General features: G+C 58.8%; 18 protein-coding genes and 8 pseudogenes. 9 read left to right on the top strand and 17 right to left on the bottom strand.

The window, feature by feature from the left end:
- Positions 1–285: 285 nt before the first annotated feature.
- Entirely contained in the window at positions 286–1,485 is a 1,200-nt protein-coding gene (locus tag NKH16_RS24010) for a glycine C-acetyltransferase (RefSeq protein WP_352902176.1), read from the bottom strand.
- 437 nt (positions 1,486–1,922) lie between these two features.
- Positions 1,923–2,870: an aminotransferase class IV gene (locus NKH16_RS24005; protein WP_352902173.1), complete on the bottom strand. Its 948-nt coding sequence runs from the start codon at positions 2,868–2,870 to the stop codon at positions 1,923–1,925.
- 281 nt (positions 2,871–3,151) lie between these two features.
- Here NKH16_RS24005 and NKH16_RS35070 point away from each other — a divergent pair, with 281 nt between their 5' ends.
- A complete protein-coding gene (locus NKH16_RS35070; RefSeq protein WP_502906958.1) occupies positions 3,152–3,340 on the top strand; it encodes a hypothetical protein in 189 nt (62 codons plus the stop codon).
- A 660-nt stretch (positions 3,341–4,000) separates the two neighbouring features.
- Positions 4,001–5,374 carry a hypothetical protein gene (locus NKH16_RS23995; protein ID WP_352902097.1) on the top strand — a complete coding sequence of 458 codons (1,374 nt, stop codon included), beginning with the start codon at positions 4,001–4,003 and terminating at the stop codon, positions 5,372–5,374.
- 450 nt (positions 5,375–5,824) lie between these two features.
- On the opposite strand, the gene NKH16_RS23990 is transcribed toward NKH16_RS23995, so the two are convergent.
- Together NKH16_RS23990 and NKH16_RS23985 are read right to left on the bottom strand one after the other, a co-directional pair.
- On the bottom strand, positions 5,825–6,034 hold the full coding sequence (locus NKH16_RS23990; protein WP_352902094.1) for a transposase: 210 nt from the start codon (positions 6,032–6,034) through the stop codon (positions 5,825–5,827).
- 447 nt (positions 6,035–6,481) lie between these two features.
- Positions 6,482–6,754: pseudogene (locus NKH16_RS23985) on the bottom strand (ATP-binding protein); the annotation flags it as partial.
- 927 nt (positions 6,755–7,681) lie between these two features.
- Here NKH16_RS23985 and NKH16_RS23980 point away from each other — a divergent pair.
- Together NKH16_RS23980 and NKH16_RS23970 are read left to right on the top strand one after the other, a co-directional pair.
- Positions 7,682–8,134: an Lrp/AsnC family transcriptional regulator gene (locus tag NKH16_RS23980; protein WP_352752850.1), complete on the top strand. Its 453-nt coding sequence runs from the start codon at positions 7,682–7,684 to the stop codon at positions 8,132–8,134.
- A gap of 623 nt (positions 8,135–8,757) precedes the next feature.
- Positions 8,758–9,315, top strand: a pseudogene (locus NKH16_RS23970) (transposase family protein); the annotation flags it as partial.
- A gap of 219 nt (positions 9,316–9,534) precedes the next feature.
- On the opposite strand, the gene NKH16_RS23965 reads toward NKH16_RS23970, so the two are convergent.
- From NKH16_RS23965 to NKH16_RS23955, 3 genes and pseudogenes are all read right to left on the bottom strand, one after another.
- Positions 9,535–10,377 carry a LuxR family transcriptional regulator gene (locus NKH16_RS23965; RefSeq protein ID WP_352902091.1) on the bottom strand — a complete coding sequence of 281 codons (843 nt, stop codon included), beginning with the start codon at positions 10,375–10,377 and terminating at the stop codon, positions 9,535–9,537.
- Positions 10,378–10,952: 575 nt separating this feature from the next.
- Positions 10,953–11,453, bottom strand: a pseudogene (locus tag NKH16_RS23960) (CapA family protein); the annotation flags it as partial.
- A gap of 1 nt (position 11,454) precedes the next feature.
- Positions 11,455–11,839, bottom strand: a pseudogene (locus NKH16_RS23955) (IS5/IS1182 family transposase); the annotation flags it as partial.
- A 1-nt stretch (position 11,840) separates the two neighbouring features.
- Between NKH16_RS23955 and NKH16_RS23950 the strand changes: the two are divergent.
- A pseudogene (locus tag NKH16_RS23950) lies at positions 11,841–12,371 on the top strand (transposase family protein); the annotation flags it as partial.
- Positions 12,372–12,463: 92 nt separating this feature from the next.
- Here the strand turns inward: NKH16_RS23950 and NKH16_RS23945 are convergent.
- Positions 12,464–12,730 carry a hypothetical protein gene (locus NKH16_RS23945; RefSeq protein ID WP_352902185.1) on the bottom strand — a complete coding sequence of 89 codons (267 nt, stop codon included), beginning with the start codon at positions 12,728–12,730 and terminating at the stop codon, positions 12,464–12,466.
- A 38-nt stretch (positions 12,731–12,768) separates the two neighbouring features.
- On the opposite strand from NKH16_RS23945, the gene NKH16_RS23940 reads away from it, so the two are divergent.
- Both NKH16_RS23940 and NKH16_RS23935 read left to right on the top strand, forming a co-directional pair.
- Positions 12,769–12,882, top strand: coding sequence for a helix-turn-helix domain-containing protein (locus NKH16_RS23940; protein ID WP_502911743.1), 114 nt, complete (start codon positions 12,769–12,771; stop codon positions 12,880–12,882).
- 212 nt (positions 12,883–13,094) lie between these two features.
- Positions 13,095–14,216 (top strand): hypothetical protein, encoded by a 1,122-nt coding sequence (locus tag NKH16_RS23935; RefSeq protein WP_352902086.1) that lies wholly within the window; start codon positions 13,095–13,097, stop codon positions 14,214–14,216.
- A gap of 451 nt (positions 14,217–14,667) precedes the next feature.
- Here NKH16_RS23935 and NKH16_RS23930 read toward each other — a convergent pair.
- A pseudogene (locus tag NKH16_RS23930) lies at positions 14,668–14,895 on the bottom strand (transposase domain-containing protein); the annotation flags it as partial.
- 309 nt (positions 14,896–15,204) lie between these two features.
- On the opposite strand from NKH16_RS23930, the gene NKH16_RS23925 reads away from it, so the two are divergent.
- Positions 15,205–15,393: a hypothetical protein gene (locus NKH16_RS23925; RefSeq protein WP_352837131.1), complete on the top strand. Its 189-nt coding sequence runs from the start codon at positions 15,205–15,207 to the stop codon at positions 15,391–15,393.
- Complete coding sequence (locus NKH16_RS23920; RefSeq protein WP_352902083.1) at positions 15,380–17,449, top strand: recombinase family protein; 2,070 nt, start codon at positions 15,380–15,382, stop codon at positions 17,447–17,449. Before NKH16_RS23925 ends, NKH16_RS23920 begins: the two co-directional genes overlap by 14 nt.
- Here the strand turns inward: NKH16_RS23920 and tnpC are convergent.
- From tnpC to NKH16_RS23880, 8 genes and pseudogenes are all read right to left on the bottom strand, one after another.
- Positions 17,417–18,788: pseudogene (gene tnpC / locus NKH16_RS23915) on the bottom strand (IS66 family transposase); the annotation flags it as partial. The gene NKH16_RS23920 and the pseudogene tnpC overlap by 33 nt on opposite strands.
- Positions 18,789–18,857: 69 nt before the next feature.
- A complete protein-coding gene (gene tnpB / locus NKH16_RS23910; RefSeq protein ID WP_502911741.1) occupies positions 18,858–19,184 on the bottom strand; it encodes an IS66 family insertion sequence element accessory protein TnpB in 327 nt (108 codons plus the stop codon).
- Between the two features lie 26 nt (positions 19,185–19,210).
- Positions 19,211–19,645 carry an IS66-like element accessory protein TnpA gene (tnpA, locus tag NKH16_RS23905; protein ID WP_352773010.1) on the bottom strand — a complete coding sequence of 145 codons (435 nt, stop codon included), beginning with the start codon at positions 19,643–19,645 and terminating at the stop codon, positions 19,211–19,213.
- 265 nt (positions 19,646–19,910) lie between these two features.
- Entirely contained in the window at positions 19,911–20,090 is a 180-nt protein-coding gene (locus NKH16_RS23900; protein ID WP_352902078.1) for a hypothetical protein, read from the bottom strand.
- A 140-nt stretch (positions 20,091–20,230) separates the two neighbouring features.
- Complete coding sequence (locus NKH16_RS23895; protein ID WP_352902076.1) at positions 20,231–22,933, bottom strand: lyase family protein; 2,703 nt, start codon at positions 22,931–22,933, stop codon at positions 20,231–20,233.
- Positions 22,930–23,988 carry a cysteine synthase family protein gene (locus tag NKH16_RS23890; protein WP_352818862.1) on the bottom strand — a complete coding sequence of 353 codons (1,059 nt, stop codon included), beginning with the start codon at positions 23,986–23,988 and terminating at the stop codon, positions 22,930–22,932. Before NKH16_RS23890 ends, NKH16_RS23895 begins: the two co-directional genes overlap by 4 nt.
- A gap of 10 nt (positions 23,989–23,998) precedes the next feature.
- Positions 23,999–24,946, bottom strand: a complete 948-nt coding sequence (locus tag NKH16_RS23885; RefSeq protein WP_352818859.1) for a GHMP family kinase ATP-binding protein — start codon at positions 24,944–24,946, stop codon at positions 23,999–24,001.
- A gap of 450 nt (positions 24,947–25,396) precedes the next feature.
- Positions 25,397–25,678 (bottom strand): annotated as a pseudogene (locus NKH16_RS23880) (IS110 family transposase); the annotation flags it as partial.
- Positions 25,679–25,831: the final 153 nt, after the last annotated feature.

Below are 25,831 nucleotides of genomic sequence, written 5' to 3'. Positions count from 1 at the left end.
ACCACCGTCCTGTAGTTCGTCCTGATTAAGTTTAAGTTATAGGCTAGTGCTGTTTTCCTTTGGACGGCCTCTCGGAGGTATGCCGTCCCGAATAGCCGGGGCGGCCAAGCGCAGCTCAACACAGATCCTGATCGACTGTCCAGCATCGGCCACCCAGCTCTCCCAGACCGCCCTGAACTTGTCGAAAGTGGCGATGTCGGAATTGGGCCGCGAAAAGACTGCGTACCTATCCTAGACGCCAATGACTATCATGACTTCCTCGCGAACATCGACGATGGCATTCCGTCATGTCGGACATCGGATGACTCCCAATTCCCTGCCTACCTCCGTGAAGGCCTCGACGGTACGGTCAATATCCGCACTCGAATGTGAGGCAGACATCTGCGTGCGGATACGCGCCTGATGCTTCGGGACCACGGGGAAGGAGAATCCGATCACATAAATGCCGCGCTGGAGCATCTTCTCGGCCATCTGCTGGGCGAGGCTCGCCTCGCCCAATATCAAAGGAATTAACGGATGGTCTGCGCCAGCCAGCGTGAAGCCCGCCTCGGACATCTTGGAGCGGAAGCGGTCGGCATTGGCATAGAGCTTTTGGCGCAGCGCATCGCCTTTTTCGATCAGATCGAACACCTTCAGCGACGCCCCTGTGATTGCGGGCATCAGCGTATTGGAGAAGAGATACGGCCGCGAGCGCTGGCGAAGCCAGTCGATGACCTCGCGCCTGCCTGCCGTGTAGCCGCCCGAGGCGCCGCCGAGCGCCTTGCCGAGCGTGCCGGTGATGATGTCCACCCTACCCTCGACGCCGCAATGCTCCGCCGTGCCGCGCCCATGCCTGCCGACGAAGCCGACCGCGTGGCTGTCGTCGACCATGACCATCGCACCGTATTTCTCGGCCAGACCGCAAACGCCGCGAAGATTGGCGATGATGCCGTCCATGGAAAACACACCATCGGTCGCGATCAGTTTGAAGCGGCTGCGCTCAGCCCTCTTCAACTCTTCTTCCAGCGCTCCCATGTCATTGTTGGCGTAGCGGAAGCGCCTGGCCTTTGAAAGCCGTACGCCATCGATAATCGAGGCGTGGTTCAGCGCGTCGGAAATGATGGCGTCTTCCTCGCCGAGCAACGTCTCAAATAGACCGGCATTGGCGTCGAAACAAGATGAATAGAGGATCGCATCTTCCACCTTCAGGAATGAGGAGATGCGCGCCTCGAGTCGCTTGTGCACTTCCTGCGTCCCGCAGATGAAGCGGACCGACGCCATGCCGTATCCATAGCGGTCGAGCGCAGTCTTAGCCGCGTCCCTCAGATCTTCATTGTCGGCGAGGCCGAGATAGTTGTTGGCACAGAAATTCAGGACCCTGCTGCCACCCGCAAGCTCGATCTTGGACGACTGCGTTGAGGTGATGACGCGCTCAGATTTGTAGAGCCCCGCAGACTTCAACCCTGCCAATTCCGCAGACAAATAGGCAATGAAATCGTTGTTCATCGGCAACTCCGCAGGAATGGCAAGAGTACGTCCATGGTAACCGCAGTCAATTCGCTCAACCCGCGCGCAACGACGCATAGGGTAGCGAAGCAGCTGCGAGCCCGACATATTCCACAGGGTTTGTGACGCCCAGCAAACCGGCATCACCAGTTCGCGGAAGGTCGACGGGTCGGTCCCCTCGTTGAGGTGCACGTTCACGGAGGGTGACCCGAGCTCGGCGGCGCAGAAAATTGCCGCAGCATCGCGGATCGCGCTCGCCTTCCGATTGCGGTCTCCCACCAGCAGGAGACGTCGGTGCGCATCGAGCAATCATCCAAATCCAGGGCGGCGCCCCGACGAAGCGCGCCTGCTCGAATTTCGCGAGTTTGCGTGACGACAGCTCATCGAGATCGTCACGGAGTTGCTCCTCAAGTAGCCGTCGCATGGCCCGCTTCTCATCACGGGTAGACGACAGGGGTCGACCATTTCGGATCATCGTGCTTTTGCCAGTAGAGATACATGAGCCGATGGGTAACGGGTCCCACGTGCCCATTAGCGATCGCTGCGTCGTCGATACGCGTCACGGGCATAATGCCGCCGGCAGTCGAGGTGATGAACACCTCGTCAGCCCCTTTGATGTCAGGACGACAAATATCAGCAGCGGTGGCCGAGAGCCCGATCTCGGCGCAAAGATCGAACACAGTCCGGCGCGTGATGCCAGGCAACACCCCAAAAGCGGGTGTCCTCAGGGACCCCTCCTTTACAAGGAACACATTGAAGCCAGGCCCCTCCGCAATGTGCCCGTTTGTATCTAAGATCAGCGCCGTCTCCGCCCCCCTGTCGTAGGCATCGAAAAGACCCTTCACTAGATCGAGCCAATGGTAATTCTTGATCGCCGGGTCGACCGATTTCGGTGGAATGCGGACCGTTTCGCTGATCGCGACGTGCAAGCCTCTTTCGAGTTGCTCCTTATTGGCAACCGACCCAAACGGCACAGCAAACGCGATGAAGCGGTTCTCCGCCTGGCGGGGATCGCGACTGAACGTCGGCGATGTACCGCGCGTGCAGATCATCTCCACGTAAGCCGATCTGTGCCCCGACAAAGCAACGCAATTCCTCAGGATCGACTCTATTTTCTCCCGATCATAGGGCAGCTCCATTCGCAGCCGTTCCACGCCCCCAAAGAAACGGTCAAGATGCAAATCCAGCCGGAAGAACCTGCCATTCCAGACGTGCACCGTGTCGTAAGTGGCATCGGAGTGCAGGAAGCCCCAATCCAACACGGAGATTTTGGCCTCCGACATCGGCAGGTATTGCCCATCCACAAAAGCGATCCCGTCCGGGTAGCGCCGTTGGTCACAGTAATGCTCATCGACAGTTGGAAGAACAGGTAAGATCTGTACCATCGTGGTCACCATTCTTTTCCTTACACCGGGCGGTTACTTTTCCTGCGTCGAATATCGGGCAAATCACACCGTCCTCACGCAGGATAGACTGCGCCCTCTACGTCGCACAGTTGCTTAGGGGAAAAAGCTCAATCTGATGCTGGACGCGCAACGGTGGTTTCAAAAGGCGGGCCGGAATGCTGACTTCAACGCAGCGCGCCCCAGCGTCCACCGTCACCGGCGGCTCGAACTTGCGTTGGAGGAGCGTGGTTCACTCGGTTCGACCGCGGCGAACTGAGGGAATGGCGAGTGTCCAGGCCACGCGAGAAGCGCGAGACGGGAGAGCAGGATCTTTCCGCTCCAGGCTCGATCAGATCATCAACGTGAAGCACGAACTGGTGCATCTGGCGCACCCCAGCCATGAGCGCCAGATGCGCCGCCGCTCCGCGATCGGCCACATCAAGGCCGAGCACCGGATGGGCCGCAACTAGCTCGCCGGCAAGTAGGGCGACTCCGTCAACACCATCCTGGCCGCCGCCGGCCACAACTTCTCCCTCGTCCTCAGGTGGCTGAAGGCTCTTTTGTGCCCTCTCTTCGCCGCCCTCCACACTCGGCCGATGGAGATCGAAGCCTGATCCCTCTATTGTTCACGGCAGACTGTCTCGAGACTATGATGAACAACGGCCACACGGCGCGATCGGGAACAAGGTCCCGGCAGTGCTCATGACATCGGCAGACAACGCCAGCCCCTCTTGCTGATCAGGCCAGAAAACTCTAGCGCCTGCCGAGAGTGGATTGGGGAGCGGTCCAAACGGCCGAGGCTCAATCACCGCAGGATAAATTCAGCAGCAGGTCACCTTCAGTCTCTGCAGAGATGAACCGAGGAACAGTTCCGAAGCCGCGGTATCGCGGGCAGCGTCAAGCCACCACATTTGGCAGTTCCTGAAAAACCTTAACACACTATCTTTCAAGTCCTGTCAGCGACCAACCGAGCACAAAACGGTCCGGCCACGCGATGCCAAACGAGGATGAGATTTCCCGCGCTCCGGCGGCCTGCTGACTGGCTGATCGGATGCTAAATTCGCGCTGCCCAAGAATTCATCCGGTCGCGCAAACTCCAATACCACAAGGCCACTAGACAGGAGCTGCCCATGACAATCGCGACAGTGCCAGCAATCAGCGAGGCGGATGCACGAATCGAGCGCCGACTTTGCGAGCTCGCAACTTGCGATTCAGCCTCGATCTGGGAGGCTCAAGACGAACTGTCCAGCGCGATTACAGAGGGAGGCATGCACTTTGAGGGGCGGGCGTATCCCGTATGTCTCCGGCCCCTTGCGATAGACTGCGGTCTGGCAAACCACCTCGGCGCTACCGCTGAGGCCGTAGTCAAGCTCCTTGATGTCGCCGCTGAACTGTATTGCTGCAATGAGGACGTACAAGACCTATTTCCAGCCTATAAACATTTGCGGCATCGGATCACTTCTCTCCCGAAACATCGGCCCATTGTAAGAATATGCCGGCTGGATGGCCTTTTCGGTAGCGATGGCTATTATAAGATAATTGAAACGAATACCGAAGCGCCTGGCGGCGTTATTCAGAACGGCCTCGCCGCAAAAATCTGGAGCCGCATACCCAACCCATTGACACATGGCCTTTCACTAGACGTGAGCAAGCAGCCTTTCGCCAAAGATCCGAACTGCTTCGTCCGGGAGCTGGTGTCTGCCTATTACGCTGCGGCCGGCAGCGAACTGAAAACTGCAGCCGTAGTCAACTTTCGCGGACGCTATACAAATGAAGTAGATTGGATCGTGAACGGTCTAAGTGACGCAGGCGTCAAAGCAACGTTGCTAGATGTTAGCGCGATGAAGCGCACGCCTCGCGGACTAGTCGGGCCTGACGGCGAACTCATCGAGCTTGTTTACAATAAACTCGACCCCAGGGACCTCATTGACGCTAAAGAATCTAGCGACTACTTAGAAGCCTGCGCGGCTGAAGAGGTGGTTTCGATAAACCCGTGGATCTCCCAGTGGGTATTATCTGACAAGGCGATCCTTGCTGTACTCAGCGATGATCGATTCAGCTCGAACTTCGACGCCGAGCAGATCGAGTTCATTGCACGCCACGTTCCATGGACCCGTTTTGTTAAAGCTGGAGTAACAACTGACCCCGAACGGCGTCGGATCGAGCTAATCGGCTACATCCGGGAGAACAAGGCCAATCTTGTTCTGAAGCCCTCTAACGCGACGCGTGGCGAGCATGTCTTGGTTGGGCGTCTCACCTCCTCAGTAGTCTGGGAGGAAAACATTGACCGGGCCGCCCGCAACCCATACGTCGTTCAAGAGTACGTCAGACCCGGAGAGATTACGGCTCTGCACCCGCCAAGCCGGTCAATCAAGAAAATGGCATATGGAGTTGACTGTTATGTATTCGGTGGCCGCCTAGCAGGTTTTCAGTCGCGTGCAAGCCTCGATCCTGTGATGAACGTTGGGCGAAGCGGGATTCTACTACCGATAGCTATCGACTAAATTTTCGCGCCTGAGCTCGCCAAGACGTTCCCTTTGTGGTCGTTTCCCATGAAGTTCTAATCGCCTCTGTAAGTGGCCCTTTCTTTCTGTCGACGCAGCGCCTGCGGGTTCAGGGTTCTCTCCGTGGTCGATCGCAAGGATCGCCGCATGTTTGCGTTGGAGCGGGTGGGGCGAAGTGGTATTCGCGGTTCCATGCGCACGCCTGAGAGCAAACTCAGCGTGCAGCGTCCCGGCAGGGACGCATCTCGGGAATAGAACTCGGTTAGGGAATCTGAAGCTCCTTTCAGGCGGCGGCACCGGCGTGCCGGAATGGCTCATTCGTCTTAACATGGCGTGGAGTATGACGGCGACCTTGCGCGCCACCGCTACCTCACCTTCTTGCGCCCGGCACTCTCTTAATCCACAGGCCCCAGGCCTTCTGGGAAGAGAAGTCAATCTGCTGCGTCAGGATCACGTTGGCGGCTTCAAAGAATGGGTTCGCGTGAGCTTGTCGCCTCGCTTCGAGATGCGGCCGTTTCGACTGACCACGCCGGATTCGTAGCATCTGGGCGTGAGGCCGAGATAGGCGCCGGTGCTGAAGGATCGGCGAAAGCGGGAAGCATCGTCGTAGGTCGAGGCGACCGAAAGCGCGATCGTGGTGCTGACGCCAGGCGCCCTCATGAATAGGCGGGCCTTGGCATTCCGCTTCGCGGCAGCGCGAACCTGCGCGTCGAGTTGATGCGCTCGATGATGGAACGGTGGGCCTCCATCATCGCCTCGACGATGCCTTAGTCTCAGGCGCGGCGTGGCGGTCTGTACTATTGAGACATCCAGGGCGGCATACTTCGTCATGGAAGTTCTCCTTCCTGCGCTGCGCCGCTGACCGATTCATCGATATGGTCAGCTTGGGGAACTGCCGCCCGGAATGCGAGAGCGCCTCGACGGTAGCGAAGCCGCTCGCGAGCGCGGCCCTCAGCAGCGCTGAAGCGAGCGAGGCGGCGTAGCGGTGGTCATCGATGTTCCTCGGTAAGGTCGGATTGCTGACACCAACCCATTCGGCATGACCACCGATGACCGACCACATGATGAACCTGGCACGTTCGTGGTGAAGACCCCGACGCCAATTCACCCATAATCAGGGATGAAATCCTGTTCAGGGTTTTCCGTCGTGGTACGGCATCGCAGGCATGGCCGTTCGGCCGTGATGTCCGCCTGGGTCGGCACGCTGCACTCCGGCGCCCCGCTCACTGCCCCTTCTAGATCTGCGCCTTCGCGATATCGATGCCGGTGACTTGGTCGGTCACTGTGTGCTCGACCTGGATGCCGCAGTTGACCGCGAGGGAGGTGAACCTGCCGTATGTCGGCATCTATCAGAAATTCGACTGTGCCGGCTGCGACGTAGCCCCATTGTCTTGGCAAAGTGTTTCAAGTCGGCCGACAACGTCAGCGTTTCGTCTCCATCCACAGCCCGACCAATCTGTTCAAGTGTCCAGGGAACAACGTGACCGCTGCTCAGAATCGTGACCTTCGCAGCGCAGCCGTCCAAATGTGGCGCGCGACAGTCATGCCAGAGACCGCGTGAAATGCGATCAGCGAAGAGCAGCGCGGCACGTGTCAAGTTAAGGCGACGGTACCCAACCAGCTTTCCGAGGTCAGCTTTGACTGGTCCGATGCAGCTTGGTCGATCAAAAAAGTCGGCCGGCCATGGTAGCAATTCATGAGATTGGCCACCTTATCGTGCACATCTGCTGGACCTCAGATCCGGGTCCCCAACCACTTGTGGATATGCGGCTTGATATTGTCCAAGTCGGCGAAAACGCGGTCGATATCCATCAAATGGAGAGCGCTCGGAGGCGCGTGGTCCGTCAGGAGAGCTTCCCCCACCGACCTTCAACTCCGCATTCGTCCGATACGAGCGTGCGAACGCTACTTGTTACGGGGCCAAGAAGCCGACCGCGGCTTGCCGGCCGAGCCGACGCTGGATCCTCGGCGAAATCTACGGTTGCTCTAACTCGTCCTTCTCGCAGATAGATAATCAATTTGCCTGAGGTAGCCTTTTCGCAACGGCAGGAGGCACCGCGATTTGGGTAGGCCAGCAGCACGGCCGTGTTGTCGTCAACCTCGCTGTCTTGTAGCTGATAATCGCGCTCCAGATTTGGTAAAGAGAGAGGCGCAACCTGGGCCGATCGGAAGCAGACGCATTTTGATCATCTGCCGGGCCAGGAGAGCCCCCTTTGTTTCAATGGGCGGCGTGAATTGCAACAAATGTTGCGCAAAGTTATGCGATTGTTAAAATCACATAAAATTAGGCATAGCTGGCATCGCTCGGTGGACGACCTAGATCGAAGGATCCTTACGGCACTACAAACGGACAACCGGCTCTCCTTTGCCGAGCTCGCGGAACTTGTCGGTTCCTCAGCCGCCTCATGCATGCGTCGAGTGAACAAGTTGCGTGCGGAAGGAGTGATCGTTGCGGACATCTCGTTGGTGGATCCGAAGGCTCTCGGCAAATCACTCACCGTTGTGCTCACGGTAGAGCTAGACCGTGAGCGTCTTGACCTCGTGGATGATTTCAAACGCGCGATGCGCGCGGCCAAGGAAGTAACCCAATGCTACATGGTTACGGGCGACGCCGATTTCGTCCTGATCGTGGCGGTTGAGGACGTCGAGGCCTTTGATGTCTTCGTCAAGACAAAGCTCTATACAAATCCGAACGTGCGAAAATTTAAAAGCATGATTACCCTTGATCGTGTTAAGTTCGAGCCACGGATCAAAGTGTAGCTTTCGGTGAGTTGCGCTGAAACCCGAGTTTTCTGACTGCCTATTGCACGCGCAGCTTCGGATTGTTTCGCCTGGCGGCTGTGCATCTAGGTGTTTAATCCCGAGATTTGCTTGAGGGGATTTTAACCTGAAGCGGTCTGGCTGTGCAGCGCAGGCCTCGGCGAGGTGCTGCCGAAGTTGATTATGGCTGCCGCAATACAAGCGCTTGACGATGGCGTCCTTGATGGTCCGATTGTTCTCTCGACCCGGTCGTTAGTCGGCGGTGAACTATCCGCAACGCATTGAGCTGGCATCCTAAAGCGGCTTTGGATTGCAGGATTTGCGCGTTTGGGGCGCTGTTTTCCTGCTATTCGGTTTTGCGATTGCCTTGTGCTCGGAGCGTGATTCACTCGGTGCGGCGGCGGCGATTCAAAGGGACGGCGAGTGTCCAGGCCACGCGACACTAAAGAGCAGGACCTCTTCTGCTCTAGGCTCGACAGATCATCAACATGAATCACGGGCTGGTGCGGCCTGGCGCAGGCGATCGACTGGCCGTCTCGGCGCGTCTATTCGGACGGACAGGCATGCGGTCGGCCGCCGACGCGGCTGATCGCGGGACTGGCGCGATTCTCACACACACTTTCTTGGACGCGCTCTTCAAATGGCCGCTCTGCCAGGCCGCCACCGTTCTCGAGCAGCGTCAGCGCAGCTGCGAGATCTGCAGCCTGCACGCGCACGAGGTGGAATGCATCGGCAAGGCAAGGGGCAATGCGCCCGTACGAGTTCGGGGTGAAGGTGTCGGTCGTCACCACGCTGAAGCGCTCGAAGGGCGGCCATTTCGCCCTGCATGCAAAAGCGCTGCCCGGCAATCCTATGACGGCCACTCGCTCGCAAGCTTCATCCCCGACATGGAAGAGATCAGCTGCGTCCTGGCGACGCCGGCTATTGCGGCCACAACGCACCGGAGAGCCACAAGTTCTGGGTCTTCATCAGCGGCCAGAAACGCCGCGTCACCCCAGCCATGAAGCGCCACATGCGCCGCCGCTCCGCGATCGAGCCCGTGATCGGCCATATCAAGGCCGAGCACCGGATCGGGCCGCAACGACCTCGTCGGCAAGCAGGGCGACGCCGTTGTCAACGCCATCCTGGCCGCTGCCGGCTACAACTTCTCCTTCGTCCTCAGGTGGCTGAAGCCCATTTATGCCTTCTCTTCGCTGCCCTTCCAAACTGGGCCGAAGGAGATCGAAGCCCGATCCATTGTTCACGGCAGACTCGTTGGTCATGGGTGCCTGGCCTCGATTGTGCGGTGCTCGATGTCATTTCTGGCGCAAGTGTATTCCAAGGCGTGTCACTTCCTCATTAATTAGCGGCACAGCCGAGCGACCGGCGGGCAGTGCCGGCTTGCGTTGCCGGAGACTTTCCTACAATTCTATAATGCGCAAGTTTGCTGCTTTTATTGCCGCAGCCGTTCTGCTGGGAGTATCCATTTTTTGCTTTACTTTTTTTATGTGGAAATTGACAGTGTTTGCGGATATTCCAAGAATAACTCCTATTTCCCACGAGGATTTCCCTCTCGCTGTCCATAGAATACACTCTTTTTCTCTTACAGAAAGGTAAGGTGCCTGGTCGACACCAGTCGAGTTCGTGAACGTCATGGCCCTAAGATGGAAATGAAACGCGGCAAGTTGCAAATAGGTGATTGTTCTATTTGGGAATTCGCGGTCCCAAGGTCGAGCAAAGCTCATGATCGCAAAGCTGCCATCGGGGCCGCGCAATGGAACGCTAATGCCTGACCTTAAGCCGAACGTCGCAGCCTCGTCGAAAACGCGCCGTTCGTCCTCAGTCGTGCTTGCGTCATTGTGCACCTCGCTCCATCGAAAGGCGCCTGCCCGCGTTCGACTCGCCTTGATGATGGGGTCTATCCTGTCATAACCCATTTCGAAATAGCGCTTCTGCCATTCATCAGGATAGTTCAGCATGACCTCCGGATCGGGTCGGATCGGCTTCAAAAGCCTTCCCTCGGGAGAACCATAGGCAATCCACGGGCAGTCAAAGTTCAGGGCAAACGCAGATAACAGGGAGAATAACTGCTTGGATTGAGCAACGCCGTCCGTCTGATCAAGAAATCGGCCGAACTCGACCGCAAACGCTTCTTCCCTCGCCGCGTTCGAAAAATGCATCGACGGTACCAACGAGAATTGGTTAGACACTTTGGTTGCCGGCCCTCGAAGTTGAGAGACCGCGGTCGTCGGCACCCGTTCCATAGTCTCTGCTCCGCAGCCATTTGCGCCGGAAGTCATCAATGGTGCACAAAGCTGCTGGCAGTAAGGCCTGCGGCTCTGCGCGCTGCCCCTTTCGAACCGGCTCGTCAAGCTCTGCCATAATCTAGCAGACCAACCCAAAGCAGAAATTATTTTCGGTTAAGTGTAGTTGCTACAGTTTTACATAAAGGTGTCATTTTTGCGATTCGTTAGTTAATTTATGCTAATCTTTCTTGAGTCGACTTCGACGGCCATTTCGATATCTGTGACACCGCAAATCTTGCGATTCCAAAGCCGTCCTCCGCCTCAATCAGGTGACTTGCGGATAGTTTCACGGCCGAACGAGGCATCATCATGCCCCGTCATTGCGGCGAGCTCGGCCGCAGCCGGATCACTCCAACACCGTTCTCGATGGCGGTTTGCGTGCCAAATGGCTGCGAGAGCTTCTTTAGCCTCGCCAGAATGCCTAAAGCTTGCGATACGGCAGCGAGATGCGCACGCCCCGGTTGGCAAACCTTTTCAAGTGATCGAGCTCTTCAAATCGGAATCGATGGCCGGCTTCGTCGGAATACGCAGCTTGGATCCTGTGCGGCGGGATTGTAATTTGGCAACGCTGCACGGACCTGCCTCAGGCTTGCCAGCTTCTCCGGCGGGACCACGATGCTTTTGTCCAAACGAAGAGCATTGAGTCCTGGTCTGCCTGGCGCCTCGCCAGCAGGATCGCACGCGCGACCCATGGGGCTGAACGATGTAGCAAATGACACCAATGCCGGGCGGCCACGACCAGTCCAAGAAGCGAGCGGCGCCGGCTTGGGCGAGATTCTCGCCCGCACCTGCATGGATGATCCCGTTCTCATCAGCGCCCGGGTCTCTCGCGCATACTTGAAGGCCCCAGTCGAGGGTATGGTTGTTCGCGCGACTAATCATATTGAAGCCATTGCTTTTAAATCAGGCCCCAACTCCGGGACACTGATGCAATACGCACCACCGTACTCGGCCTGCGGACTTCCTTTGACCGACCGAATATCGAAGATGTTGGTTTCCATGTTGCCGAACGTCACATCGGCTTCTTGAAGAATCCGTCAGGCAGGCTTCGAGCAGCAGGCCGTGGCGGTTCTCTATCAGCCCATGTCCCATGAAGCACAGCTTGGCCTCCTTGCCTTTTGCCCTTGCGATAGAGCCTGGCTTCGGGGTCGGTGGTCGAGGCATGCGTATCGTTCGACCGCTTATGGCCGTGGAAATCCGCTTCCGCGTTGCGGCCCGCCGCCCTCTGCCGGCGGCTCGCCGAGCCGTTTCCCGGGTCGTCGTCCGACAGGCTCTTCGGCTTGAGGCTCTTCATCGACGCCCACGCTTCAATCAGCGTGCCGTTGACCGAGAAGTGATCCGTAGACAGAAGCTTCTTCACCTTGGGTTGCGCCAGCACCGCCGACAGGAACTCCGCCGCGATGTCACCTTCAAGCAGACGCCGCGGCCGTCCGACCTCGCCCGTCCGGCGTCAACCCGGACACGCGCCGGTTTCGGCCAAGGACCTGGCGCAAGCGCTGCCCGAGGACGCCTGGTGCGAGGGCTCCAAGGCGCCGCTCGCCTCGCGCTTTGTCGCCGTCCGCGTCCGGCCGGCCCACCGCGATTACTGGCGCTCCGCACCACGACCTGAGGAATGGTTCCTGATCGAGTGGCCGCAGGGCGAGATCGAGCCGACCAAGTACTGGCTCTCGACCTTGCCGAAAGATACCGAGCTCGCCGACCTCGTCTACCAGGGCAAGCTGAGATGGCGGATCGAACGGGATTATCAGGAGCTCAAGCAGGAGATCGGCCTTGGCCATTATGAGGGCCGAGGTTGGCGGCTTCCATCACCACGCCACGTTCTCCATCGCCGCTACGGATTCCTGGTCTCCGAACGGAGGCTGATTCCCCCCTCAGCCCCACGCTTGGCGCCGCTCCTCAAGGCACCTGCGCTATCCGAAGATTATCGACCCCGCGGCGCCGCCGCTCCGTCCCGAACGCCACGTCAGCAATTCCATCGCCACATCCGGATTAGACTCGCCCACGCCTTGGCGCGGCGGCTGCCACGATCTCCATGCTGCCATAACTATGACACAGTAGTACTAGAGCCCGCGCAAGCGAATCCGAGCTTGCTCGTGGTGCCGACTATGAGGAGCTTCCTGCCCAGTGCCAACGTCTGCGCCATAAGGATCGGATCGTTGCCCGCGCTTGGACGCCCACCGGATGCGACGAGAAGGCGGTCGCCCTCAATGCTGTGGATCTGCGAACGTACGAGATCGAGTCGCTCAAGCAACCAGTACAGCTTTGCACGGGAGTTGTCCGGCGTCGTTTCCTCCGCGATGCGGAAGTCCATGAGCTTCTCGGCCCGTTTCACATTTTGATCGTCAGCGCATATTCGAACTTAGACTCGCAGGGATGGCAGTTTCCGACATAGCGCGAGCGATGGAATGCTCGCGAATGCAGATTTACCGGATACTCAAAGGCGCCTCAGACAGCCCGGCCTAAGAAAAGTTGAACGCCCTGATTCTTCGGCCGAGCACCGCCAAAATTAATCTGCTTCTCGTGGGCGGTAGTCCGTTCGGCGGCAGCTAGGCGTCTCGAGACTCGCGGTAGGACATCGATCCCGTTTCACTCTACGCTTCCCGTCGATTTAAGACGTTACTTGCCCGCGAAGCTATCAAGGACGACAGTAACAGAGAAATGCGAAAGGGCCCGCCATGTGGATCGAGCTTGAAACATTTCCATCACTCGACACGCCAGAAATCCGAGACTGGGTGCTGCATAAGAGTGCTCCGTTTCCGGGGCCGGTGCCGCCCGGGAAACCCGACCAAACTCGTGAGCTCGGTGCGCCAACAATGGACACAGACAAAAAACCCATCAAGGCATTCGGCTATCAGCGCGAGTATTACAACCTATTCGAGCGCAACAAATTTCTGAAATCCATCTCGGTCTTAGTCATTACCGAGCAAAACGTGCTCGTGCGGATTCTCTCCAATCTATTTATCGGGGCTACCGTTGATCAAACGAAGAGAGATAAGATCACCCGTTTTTTTATGGACTATGACCAAGCCAAGCACGGCGATCCCATCGTTTACGCAGCGGCTATGATGCCACCCGACATTACGCCGGATATGTTCTCCGTTCTGCCCTCATACGTAATCGAGAAGGTCGGAAACGCGAGAAATCACAATGAAGAACGCGACGCTTTGTTTAAATTCTTTAGTGGGCGGGGTGCGGAGATGATCCCATTCAACGGTGGGGACTTCGAAAGGTACATTGAGCAAGGACACTTCTCGTTGAAACTAACAAAAATTGAGGACGTTGACGGACCCCCTCCCGTTAGCTCGAACCCTCGAAATGCCGAGGGCGACGCGGACAATCCGGACAGTATCATCGGTCCTATTTTGAATGAAGATGCCAAGGGGATGACCTGCGAACCAAACCGGACCGAAAAGGAGAGAATTCTCACTGTGTTGTGGTGGCCGGAGTTCATGACTAAACTTAAAAACGTGACGATTGACTTAGGATGTGGTGTACATATTGTAATTTCGGTTCCCGTTCTTTGCTATCGGGACGGCAAGGAGGCCATGTGGGTTGCGCTGGCACATCCGGCCGAATTTGATCAGCTGTTGGTACGCCAATTGGTTGACTGTTTGATCAGAGCAGCAGTGGCTGGCGTTGTCGTTGGTGTCGTCACCTATAATTTTGAGGCGGCGCTGGCGGCGTTTGTTGGAGTCTTTCGAGCTCAGCTCCTAATCTATGTCGGTCATGACGTCGATTGTGTAATACCAGAGCTCTTTCTAATTACGGAGCATGGGACCTGGAAGGAGAAGCTTTAGCGTAGTGAATTGACTACCCAGAAAGGCTCAGAATTTCTGACGCACCCATATGTAGCCCTTCGGCGGGTGGTCCTGATCGATGAACTGGGTGCGTACGGTGGTGTCCTTTCGGCTGCACCGTTTGCACTCGAACCTGATGGCCTCCAGCGGCTTGTTCCAGCCTACCACCTTGGCCACGTCGTTGGCCCGGAAGCGCCCAAATGGTAACAGTGGCCGCACTCCACGATGAGCAGCATGTTGGCCTTTGCAGCCCGCCCAATGCTGTCCATCGGACCTGCCATGGGTCATTTCCGAGTATAGTAATCCTCTGGGAGCGGGAGGAGCCCAAGGCTCGGCAAACGGTAGTCAGGCTCCTTCTCCGCGACAGTGGCCAGCACCTCGTGCAGTTTGTCTACAAGCCCGCGAAGCTGCCAAAACAATGAACCGCTGGCATTCAGGGTAAGCGCTGTTCTCAGGCCACGGCCTTGAGCTCAGGCGCGCGGATGTAGGCCCAGGGCAGCAGGTCGTCGATCTGGCTGTTCGGATGGCCGTTGACGATCCTGGTGAGGACGTTGGCGAGATAGCCGAGCGGCTCGACACCGTTTAGTTTGCAGGTTTCGATGAGCGATGCGATGACTGCCCAGTGTTCGGCACCGCCGTCCGAGCCCGCGAAGAGCGCGTTCTTGCGGTTGAGCGCCATCTCGGGGTCATTCTGCCCATGTTGGGCAGGAGGTCGAGGTCCATTACCGTTGGCACCCGTATTTCGGACATCGGCTTCGCTGCGAGAACAGCGAAGAGCGCGCCAACGGCCGGATCATTCATCTCGTCGTCGCGCCCGGGCATGTCATTACCGCTCCGGCCTGGATGATCGATCCCGTGGCTTGCGCGGCGATGGACCTGGGCTCCCCGCGCGTATCGCTTGCCGCGCTGCCTGAGCTTCACAAGCTCTTGATCGAACGCCGTTTCCGGCGAGGCTGTCCGGATGGTTTCACCATCGCGGAGGCGCAACATGAGAACCCTGCCACCACCGACACGATCTCTCGTGGTCGTTCGCCAACTCAGCTTGCCGCTCGACTCGCAGAAGCTGAACGGGCTGAGTTCAGCGCAACGGACCATAGTGATCGTCCGGCTCGCCAACGTATTGATGGCCGCCGCCGGCGTGGCAACGGAGGAGGAGAGCTGCGATGACGAGCGGTAATCTGATTCCGACTGCCGTCCTCAAGCGCAAGGCTGTCGTCTATGTGCGTCAGTCCACTCAGGCGCAGGTCCAGCTCAACCTTGAGAGCCAACGTCGGCAATATGAGCTTGTCGACGTCGCGCGGCGCTGGGGATTCCGCAAAGTAGAGGTGATCGACGAGGATCTGGGACGAACCGCAAGCGGGGCTGTGGAGCGTCCCGGTTTCGAGCGCCTGGTCGACGATCTGTGCACCGGCCATGTGGGCGCCGTGCTTTGCCTGGAGGCGTCCCGCCTGTCGCGCAACGGGCCGGACTGGCATCGGCTGCTCGAGTTGTGCGGCGAAGTTGATGCACGCGTGATCGATCTGGACGGAGTCTACGATCCGGGATTGCCGAACGACCGCCTGCTGCTCGGTATGAAGGGCAGCATCAGCGAGTTCGAGCTCGGCGTGCTGCGTGCCCGCATGTACGAGGCCGCCCGCGCCAAGGCACAGCGCGGGGAACTGCGCATCTCCGTGCCTTTCGGCTATGTCTGGCACCGCGATTACGGTCTCGGGTTCGATCCCGACATGCGCCTGCAGGAGACCATTCGCCTGATATTCGCGCGCTTCCGCGAACTCGGCAGTGCGCGCCAGGTCCTGATCTCGATGATCGACGATGACGTGCATTTCCCCAGACCCTCCGACGGCAAGAAGATGGTGTCCTTCGACTGGGTTCCGATCCGCTACCGCAACGTGATCTCGATCCTGAAGAACCCATTCTACGCCGGCGCCTATGTCTATGGTAAGAGCGAGAAGCGCACTGAGATCGTCGATGGCCGCGTTCGCAAGAGCTATGGCCATTACAAGCCGGCTAGCGAGTGGGCGGTGGTGCTCAACGACCATCACGAAGGCTACATCGGATGGAGCGAGTACGAACGGAACCAGGAACTGCTCGCGGCCAACGCTTATGGCAAAGCCGGCGGCGTCAAGTCGGGCCGCGGCGGTCGCGCACTGCTCCCCGGTCTCATCTCCTGTGGTCGATGCGGGCGAAGACTGGTTGTCATGTATGCCGGACGCGGCCAAGGTTATCCGGTATATCGCTGCGAGCGCGGCAACCTCATGATGGCCCAGGCGCGATGCATGTCGTTCAACGGCTTTCGCACCGACGCGGCGGTGACCCGCGAAGCGCTGGAGGCGGTTGCGCCGATGGCGATCGAAGCGGCGTTGGAGGCTGAACGGATGCAGCTGGAGAGCGAAGCCAAGCGGCGGCAGATGATCGAGATGGACCTGCAGCAGGCGCGCTATGAGGCATCGCTCGCCGAGCGCCGCTATGCCGCTTGCGACCCGGAGAACCGGCTTATTGCGGCCCAGCTCGAGAGGAGTTGGGAAGCCACGCTCAGGCGCGTGGAGACCTGCGAGGCCCGGCTGAGCGAAGTCCAGCGTGTGGAGCCTGTCGACGCGGTTCCGGACTTCACGGGCCTCGCCCAGAATCTCGAGGCCACTTGGAACGCGCCGGGTGTCGACATGCGCTGTCGTCAGCAACTGCTGCGCGCGCTCATCAAGGACATCGTGGCGGATGTCGATGACGATGCGCGCGACGTGATCTTGACCATCCACTGGCACGGAGGCCAGCACTCGCAGGTACGGGTTCGCAAGCCCAAATCCGGAGAGCATGGCCAGCGTACGCCTGAGGAGGCTCTGGCGATCATGCGATCCATGGCAACCCGATGGTCGGATGCCGAAATCGCTGCCACACTCAACCGCATGGGCATGCAGACCGGTCAGGGAAAGACCTGGACCGCGCGTCGCGTCCAATCGCTGCGCACGGTGCACAAGATCAGCGGCTATCGCTCTTCCGACAAGAATGGCGAGTGGCTCACCATGTCGGACGCGGCCGCCCGGCTTGGAGTCTCGCACGTCAAAATCCGCCGGTTCATCAGGGATGGCCTCTTGCCTGCCGAGCAGGTCATGCGCGGCGCACCCTACCAGATCCGCGTCAGCGACCTCGAAGACGAACGGATCAAGGCCGATTTGGCGCGCAATACTCCGCATCGCATCCACGACGACAACCAGGAATCGCTGTTTTCCGCCATTTGAAAAGGAGGTGCATAATGAATCGGTCTTCGCGATCGGACGGATTGAGCGCTCGACGGTGTTGCTGTCGATCTCGATGCGGCCGTCGTCAAGGAAGCGCGAGAGGCCTTGCCAGCGCGAGAGCGTGTAGCGGATCGCCTCGGCGAGCTTTGTCTTCTGGCTAATCAGGCCGAGCTTCTCGCGCAGCCAGGGTTCGAGATCGGCGACAATGGCACGGCTATTTTCCTGACGCATCGCACGGCGTTCATCGGCCGATCGGCCGCGGATATCGTCCTCTATTCTGTAGAGTTGCACGATCCTTCTCAGCGCCTCGCTGGCAATCGGCGCGGGGCCAGCGGCGGCCAATTCATAGAACCGTCGGCGAACGTGCGCCCAGCAGAATGCGAGCGTGATGTCGCTCTTGTCGGCCAGCACACGATAGCCGCCATAGCCATCGACCTGCAGGATTCCAGTGAAGCCTGCGAGATGAGCGATCGGACGCTCGGCCTTCCGGTCGGGCGCATAGACATAGGCGACACCCGGCGGGTCGGCTCCCTGCCATGGCCGATCGTCACGCGCATAGGCCCAGAGCTGCCCGGTCTTTGTCTTGCCGCGGCTGGGATCTAGCACCGGCGCGGTGGTCTCGTCAGCAAAGAGCTTCGGCGACGCCTTCAGATTGCCAAGCAGCCGCGCATGCACTGGACGCAGATGCCAGGCGGCACGGCCGACCCAGTCGGCGAGCGTGGAGCGATCGAGATTAATGCCCTGCCGGGCATAGATCTGGGCCTGACGATAGAGCGGCAGATGATCGGCATATTTGGAGACCAGGACCTGGGCGACCGTTGCCTCGGTCGGAAGACCACCCTCGATCAGGCGGGGCGGGTGCCGGAGCCTGAACCACCACGTCCTCGCAGGTGCGGCAGGCATATTTGGGCCGGCGCACGACGATCACACGCAGCTGCGCCGGCACGATGTCGAGCCGCTCGCTCACGTCCTCGCCGATGCGATGCAGACCATTGCGGCAGCACGGGCAGGCTTGATCCTCGATGTCGACGACCATCTCCACGCGAGGAAGGTGTGCCGGCAGCGCGCCCCGATTCGCTCGGCGCTTTGCGACACGCGCCTGACGTTCGCCAAGAGCGGTCTGTGCCTGCTCTTCCTCACCGGCCGCCTCGATCTGTTCGGCTTCCTCAAGCCCCAGCAGAAGCTGGTCTTCGGGCAGCGTCTCAGCACGACGGCCGAAGCGGTGGCGCTGCAATTCCTTGATGATCTGGATCAGCCGGGCGTTCTCGACGTCGCGCGCCAGGATCATCGCCTTCAGCGCGTCCGGATCGTCGGGAAGCTGGTCAGCCGTCATAGCCATGGCCGGATCAGACCATATTCGACGACAGCCCGCGACAGCGGAATCCAGACTGATTCACTTCGTCGCGGGTCAGCCGGCCTGGGCTGGAACGCGGGTCCGGCGCGCCTCATGGACGCGCCGCCAGTCGAGACCTTCGAGTAGCGCCGAGAGCTGCGCGGCCGTCAGCCGCATCATGCCGTCATGCACTTTCGGCCAGCGGAACTCCCCATCCTCCAAACGCTTGGCATAGAGGCAGACGCCGGTGCCGTCCCAGAAGATCAGCTTGATCCGGTCAGTCCGCTTCGCCCGGAAGACGTAGACGGCCCCGCTGAACGGATCGGCCCCCATCGTCTCTCGCACCAGCGCAGCCAATCCCTCCGCACCCTTGCGGAAGTCGACCGCCTTCGTCGCCACCATGACCTTGACCGCACCCGTCGGCCCGATCACGACGTCGCCTTCAGCGCGCGGACCACTGCGGCCACCGTCTTGGCATCGGCGCCCCGGCCGACGCGCATCGCAACCCCGTCGATCTCAAGCTCGATCACTCCGGCGTCTCGAGTGGCTTGCCGTTTCTGCTGCTTCGGTGAACGGCTGGCTACAGGCTCCGCCGTCGCCACAACCGCCGGCACGAAGGCAGGAGAATTTTGCTGCACCGAAGCGGCCTGTTTGCGCGCTTCGCGGCGCCAGGCGAAGACCTGCTGCGGCCTGAGGCCATACCGGCGGGCGACCTCGGAAACGACTGCGTTCGGCTCCAGCGTCTCCGCGATGATCCGCGCCTTGTCATCCACCGACCAATGACGCCGACCGCCGGCACCGTTGATCACCTCGAAACGCCGAGGCTGCCGCTCCGGGTCAAGCGTAAGGTCAAGTCCAGACACAAGCCGATCTCCGATCCCAATACAGGATCGGCAACCTCACAGATCGCGACCACTCCCGAAAGGTGGTCCCACAACAGCGCTTACGTTTCACAGGCCTAAGTGGAAGCTGGGAATGGCGAAATGGGCAAGAATCGCCTTGACGAGCCGCGTGGCTCACCCACCAGGGGTTGTCGTTGGCGGTCCGGCTGCCGCTCGTCCCCCGCTTCGAGCGTGGGGATCGCCATAGTGCAATTCTTGCCGCGCAGCCAGCCGAGAAAGGCGCGCATCAAAAGCTCGGTGTCGAGACGATCGGTCTTGGGCGCCGGTGCTCACGTGAGCCGGCAACGCTGGCGGGGTGGATGGCATAGGTCCCGATGCCGCGCGCCCATATTTCGATGACCGCGACGATCATGTTATCCTGTTGGCGGCCGGTAAGGGACCGGCTCGCGTCAAAAGACTGCGACATGCGGCCTCCTTATGGTGGTCCTATCAGAGCCGAAGAACGCCACACCCTCACTTCTCGCCCCATAGCAACTACTCGCCGGGACATGACCATTGCCAATGCAGGACGCCAGTACCATTGGACGTCGTCCATGTATCCACTCCTTAGGAGGCTTGGTGCTTATCAATGAATTCTTTCACCTTCTGTTTGCGATGCATCTCAGCGTGCGCCCAGCGCTCCCGTATGTCCTCGCATTTGAGCTGCATGTCCCGAAAGAGCTTTTTTGCTACAGAAACCTGGTCGTCGGTTGATGTTTTAGCGGGGCCTCCTCCGAACCGCAGAGCGTCCCTGCACTCTTCAAGACTCGCCGGCAACACGCCGTCGAGCTGGCTGGCCAGACCGCTTCGGCGCTCCGCGACGCTGTTATCCTGGGACAGGCGCCTGGCGATCTCACCAATTAGTGTGTGGGCCTTCCTGAAAGGAACACCTCGCAACGCCATCCGTTCGGCGGCGACGGCCGTCATAGACGAGCCGTCTTCCAGATTTTTGCGCATCGGCTTCACGTTGAAAGACATGAATTGCACAATGAGCGATGTGAGGGTTATGGCCCGCTTCAAGGCATCTTCCGCAAGGCCCAAAGGAGAGCAGCCGTAGTTGCTCGCTTCGATTGAGTTGCTGAAAGGCGATTTGCTGGTAGCCGTTGCCGCAGAAACATATGCGCCAATCACGATGCTTGCCGATCCCTTGACGTGTTCAAGCAGAAACGGGTTCTTCTTTTGGGGGAGCATGGAAGAGCCGCCCGCAAGGTTGTGAGGAATGTCTAAGAGGGCGAACTCCCGCGTGGTCCAAACCTGCAGGTCCTGGGCCACACGACTGAGCAAGATTGAAACGTTAGCGAAAACTGAAAGCCCTTGCAGGTGATGATCGCGGCTCGCGACCGCATCAAGTGAGTTGAAGGACGGCAGTTCGAATCCCAGAAGACTTGCTGTTTTCAAGGGGTCTATCTGCATACTGGTGCCTCCGCCCGCACCCGCCCCCATAGGGCAATTTCTGATATCTTCCAGCAGGCGATGGAGGCGCTGGCGCTCGCGCCCCAGGGCGAAGAAGACGCCAAGCAGGTAGTGTCCCGGCGACCCAGGGAGTGCGATCTGGTATTGACTGTACAGCGGAGCCACAAGTCGCGATGCCTCTTCAGCTCGCTGGAGCAGGGCATCTTGTGCAAGTCCTATTTCTTGCGAGATGGAACACGCAGCTTCCCGAAGAGCCAGGAGAGAAATGGTCGCATTCAAGTCGTTGCGGGACCTCGCAAGGTGCAGCCAGCCGGCCTTGTCCGGGCCAGCTCTGGCGGCAAGTTCCGCCTCATAGGCCAGATAAAGGCCACGCGGAGCATCGCGGCCCGCCAAAGACTGAAAGCCCTCGTCCTGCAGGTCCAAGATGTGCTTGAGGAGATCGGCAGCGGCTGCTTGGCTGACCAAGCCCTGGTCCGCGAGCATCACTAGATGTGCTTCGTCTATGGTCGCCTGGTGCCGCAGAAGGCGACCGTCACGCGAGATTTCGATAGGCGGAGCGAGCAACTTCATCGCTTCGGGATGCAGAGTCCACCTGGCATCGCTTGACCCACCGTGCTGCTTGTTGTCCGATTCACCAACAGCCGTCTCGATGTCGATCACAAGGGAGGCGATCATCCCTTCAGCTGCCGCGGCAGCTGCATTGACATCATCAGCGACGCCTACGGCGTAAGCCACTCGGTCTCTGAAGTCGCCATTTATTTGAACTTCGTCTCCCTCAGACTTCAGAAGACCCGCTTCAGGCACTACAGGCTCTGGATTTCGAGAAAAGCCCAGGCGTTTGAGCTTCCCGGATGTGTGAGCAAGTCGGAAACGGATGGCTCCCGCCCTTGCGCTCGCGCGTGGAGGCGTGAACCCTTTTCCCGCGTAAAGTCCAATCACTGTGTCAAGGATTGACGTGCCCAAGGCGTGCGAGAGCATGACTGGAATCATTCCTCCAGCCAGTCTGGGGTTGACCTCGATGATGACGGGGCCCGACTCCGTTATCACGAACTCCACATGAGCCGGTCCGAACTTCAGGCCCAGAGCCGACACCGCTCGCGCAGCGAAAGAAGCCAGTTCCTTGAGGGATGGCTCCGGTAGCGGGGCCGGGAAGTCGTGCCCTACCTCGACGAAGCAGGGAGCCGGCCCTTTGTGCTTGGCAAGAATCCCAAGGCAATGCAGCGCCCCATCGTACGCAATTATCTCAGCAGAGTATTCTTTACCCGGTATATATTGCTGGATGAGGACGTCGGGACTGGGCAGATCCACTTGATCCAATAATACGTCCTTTGCACTCTCAAACGCCTTGGTGGCGGCTGCAGCACTATCGCATAACCTCACGCCGCTACTACCGCTTCCGGAGACCGGCTTCACGACCACTGGCAGAGTAGCTTGGGCAAGAATGTTCTCCACGTCTCTGACTGAAGTGGCCAGCCGAGTTTCAGGGATAGTGATTGATTGTCGCTGCAACTCGGCCGCTTGCTTCCATTTGTTCCGGCAGGTAGCTATAGCCTCCGGATTCGCTGCTGGTAGCCCGATCGTAGTCGCAGCACGTGACGCTGCTTCCACAAAATAATCCGACGACGAGTATATTCCTGCCAGCCTTCTTAATTTGACGGCGACCCCAATGAGTTCGTCCGGACTACGCGTTTCAGCTTCGATCACTTGAGCGACGGATTCCCTGTGAAACGGATAGCGCGCAGGATTGCGCGTGACGAGATAGGGCTCAAAGCCCAGGGCTCGGGCGCGCTTCATCAACAGTTCGCCAGTGCCCGTCGTGTTGCTTTCTACGAAAAGGAAGCTACCTCGGTTCATCATGAAGCATTCTCAAGCGCGTGTAGGACAGCCTCCCGGCTTCTCCGATTCCAATGATATCGGTTCCATGGTGGGAGAGCCCTCGAGGGATGATTTTGGGTTGCCGGCGCGTCCAGGAGTACACCTTCATTTAGACATCCGTTCTGCTCGAGCCACTTATGGTCGTAAACAGCTTCGACGTAGCGGTGGCCTTCATCAGGACATATGACGACTACGGTCTCTTCTGGATACTGCCGAGAGCGCCAGCGCCCCACGATGTAGCTCGCTCCGGAAGTCGGTCCAGCGAAAACGGCGTGCCGCTCGTGGAGAGTACGCGTTGCAGCAAATGCGAGCGGAGCCGAGATGAAATGCACCTCGTCATACAGTTCGTGCTTCACGTTTTTGGGGACAAGACTGTTCCCCAGCCCCCGAAGTTTCCGCTCGCCGTCCAGTTGGCCAAAAATGACGCTATTGAAGGTGTCCACGCCGACCAGGCGCGCACCAGAGGCTTTTTGGCGAAGGCGCTCTATCGTTCCGCAAGTAGAGCCGCCTGACCCGACAGAACCAACCAAAGTTACATTGTCATCCAACATTTCAGATACTTGATCAGCGAAGATCTTATAGGCCGCGGGGTTGTCTGGTGTTTCGTATTGCTGGGGCCAGAAACAGGAGCGGCCCAACTGTCTCATTCTAGCGTGTAATGCATCGAGGCGGCTTCTTTGAAAGCCACCCTGATTCGCCTTCTCAGTTATTATGCGGACTTCGGCTCCCAAGGATATTAACCTGTTTTCCAGGCCTTTCTCCATCACTGGATCTGTGAAGATTTCGAGCTGGAATCCGCATTCCCGGCAAACTACTGCCAAACCCAGCGCGAAGGTTCCACTTGAGGTCTCAAGAACTTTCATGCCGTGCGTCAAAGCTCCTCGAGCCAGCGCTCGCTCAATGATGTACTTCGCAGGGAGAAGCTTCATGAACGCGAACTGCGCAAGATAAAGGTTTGTCTCACACCTGATAATGCTGGGGAGAGCATAGGCATCAGAATAGCCGGAGAATGGCAGGCGTTTGCGAACAGCGTCCATATTGCTTACCTCACCGGCAGCCAGTAATGGTCAGATATATTTTTGGCGAGTTGTCGTATGGCGATACATGGGCGAGCACGGACCGAAGCTTCCGTGGAAAATCAGCCGCCATTCGATCAAGCAGGATTCCAATCATTGTGCCGCTGTGCGCGACTATGACCCCGAGAGCGTCAGTGGCCTCGGATGCTTTCAGCATCGGGTTCAGATGCTCCTTTGGAGCCCGCTCCTGATGCAGGAGCGCGCTGGTCGTAGCTATTCTGCCTATCGCGGCCGTGTCACTCCGCGGTATTGCGATCCGTGCGCAGTCGAGTAATTGGTGATATTCTGCTCTGTGACTGGTGGAGATTTCACCTCGCCGTTGATCATAGTCGACAGTTTCGACAGTCCCTCCTTCATCGATGCCAACGATTGCAAGCGGCGGCATTTGCCCAAGGAAGGAGAGCAGCCTACATGCACGCTGCTGATATGCGACCACTCCTGGGTACATCACCCCGTCGGATGGCTCGATCTCCGCCATTAGCTTCTCGATCAATGATGTCCGGACCCTACGCTTGAAGCAGCAGGCGATTGACCGTGCAGCCGCAACAAGATCCGCAGACGAACTCGCCAGCCCTTTGCCTTCGGGGAGCTCAGATTGCAAAACGAGGATTCCTCCCGAGGTGCCGAGCGCAACGACGAGATTCTCAGCCAATCGTTTTGCTTTGACTTTATGTGACGGATAAACGGTTACGGATCGTGTGCCTGCGATCGGCATGAAGTGCGCTCGCGCAAAGAGCGCGATGGGCATCGTGACCAAGAAGTGAGGGTCCCGGGGAACGGAGCCGACCGGCAACTGGCCTTGCAGTAACTCGCCGAATGTGCCGCAACAAAGAGCGTCGCTGGAATGAACCCTTGGCTGCTGCCCGTCCTCGGCGGTAATGAGGGCTGCATCTGCGCCATCGAACGTCTGGTGATACATGTATGGCCTCCACACTTCATCGGCGGCCGCTTTGAGAAGTTCTCTAGTCGAGATGCTCGCCCCGCTTCCTCGAGGGCCGATAGGATGCGCAGAATTTTGGATCGTCATATCACTTCCCCGTCAGGTATATTGAAGTGTGATTTGCTGCTACGACACGAGACCCAGATCATCTGAACTGAGCTCGCGTTTCGGTTGGCATACTTTTAAGTACCTAGGGGCGCTAGGCGCCTAACCTCGGACTCTGGAGGTGAACGTACCATTGTCAGCGATTTTACGTCGCAAAGATTCTGTGAAATTACTTGTAGGATCTGTTGCACCGTTTAATTACCGCGGCTTGGCATGGAGCGTCTCAGTGAAACTCGTTGGGCGCGACGTTCAGCCATTTTGAGCAGACCGGTGGTCCCGCTTTGCCACCTTTGGGCGGAATCTGATCGGTAACGGCGCGCCACTGCCGCGCACACTGTTCTCGACATCCCTCAGCTTCGTTTGAATGAGCTTGCGCGCCGTCAGCACCCCCGCACCTTTTGCGCGCCAGCGACTTGCAATGCACCGGTCGGACCAGCCAAGCCGCACCAGCTGCGCGATTCCACGCGCGTCATTGCGGCCCGACTTCACCGGCATCCCCTTGAAGGCGTCGCGCACATGCCGCGTCTCCAGCAGCTCCACCGCCAATCCCGCTTGCCGCATTGCCGCATAGAGCCATTGCGACAGCGGCCCGGCTCCCAGGCCGATCAGAACCAGAGGAAGGCAGAGCGACGCATTCATGCATTCAACGCCTTCGGCTCGCTTGCCACCTTGCTCTAGCTAGTTTCCGTCCACAAACGCCCATTTTGGTGAGCGTTTACAGAGGTTTGCCGCAGGAAGAAACGTCGTTTGCGGTACCGG

The organism is Mesorhizobium sp. M1307 (assembly GCF_040318155.1).
Taxonomy (GTDB): Bacteria; Pseudomonadota; Alphaproteobacteria; order Rhizobiales; family Rhizobiaceae; genus Mesorhizobium.
This window is presented reverse-complemented; position numbering and strand designations above follow the sequence as displayed.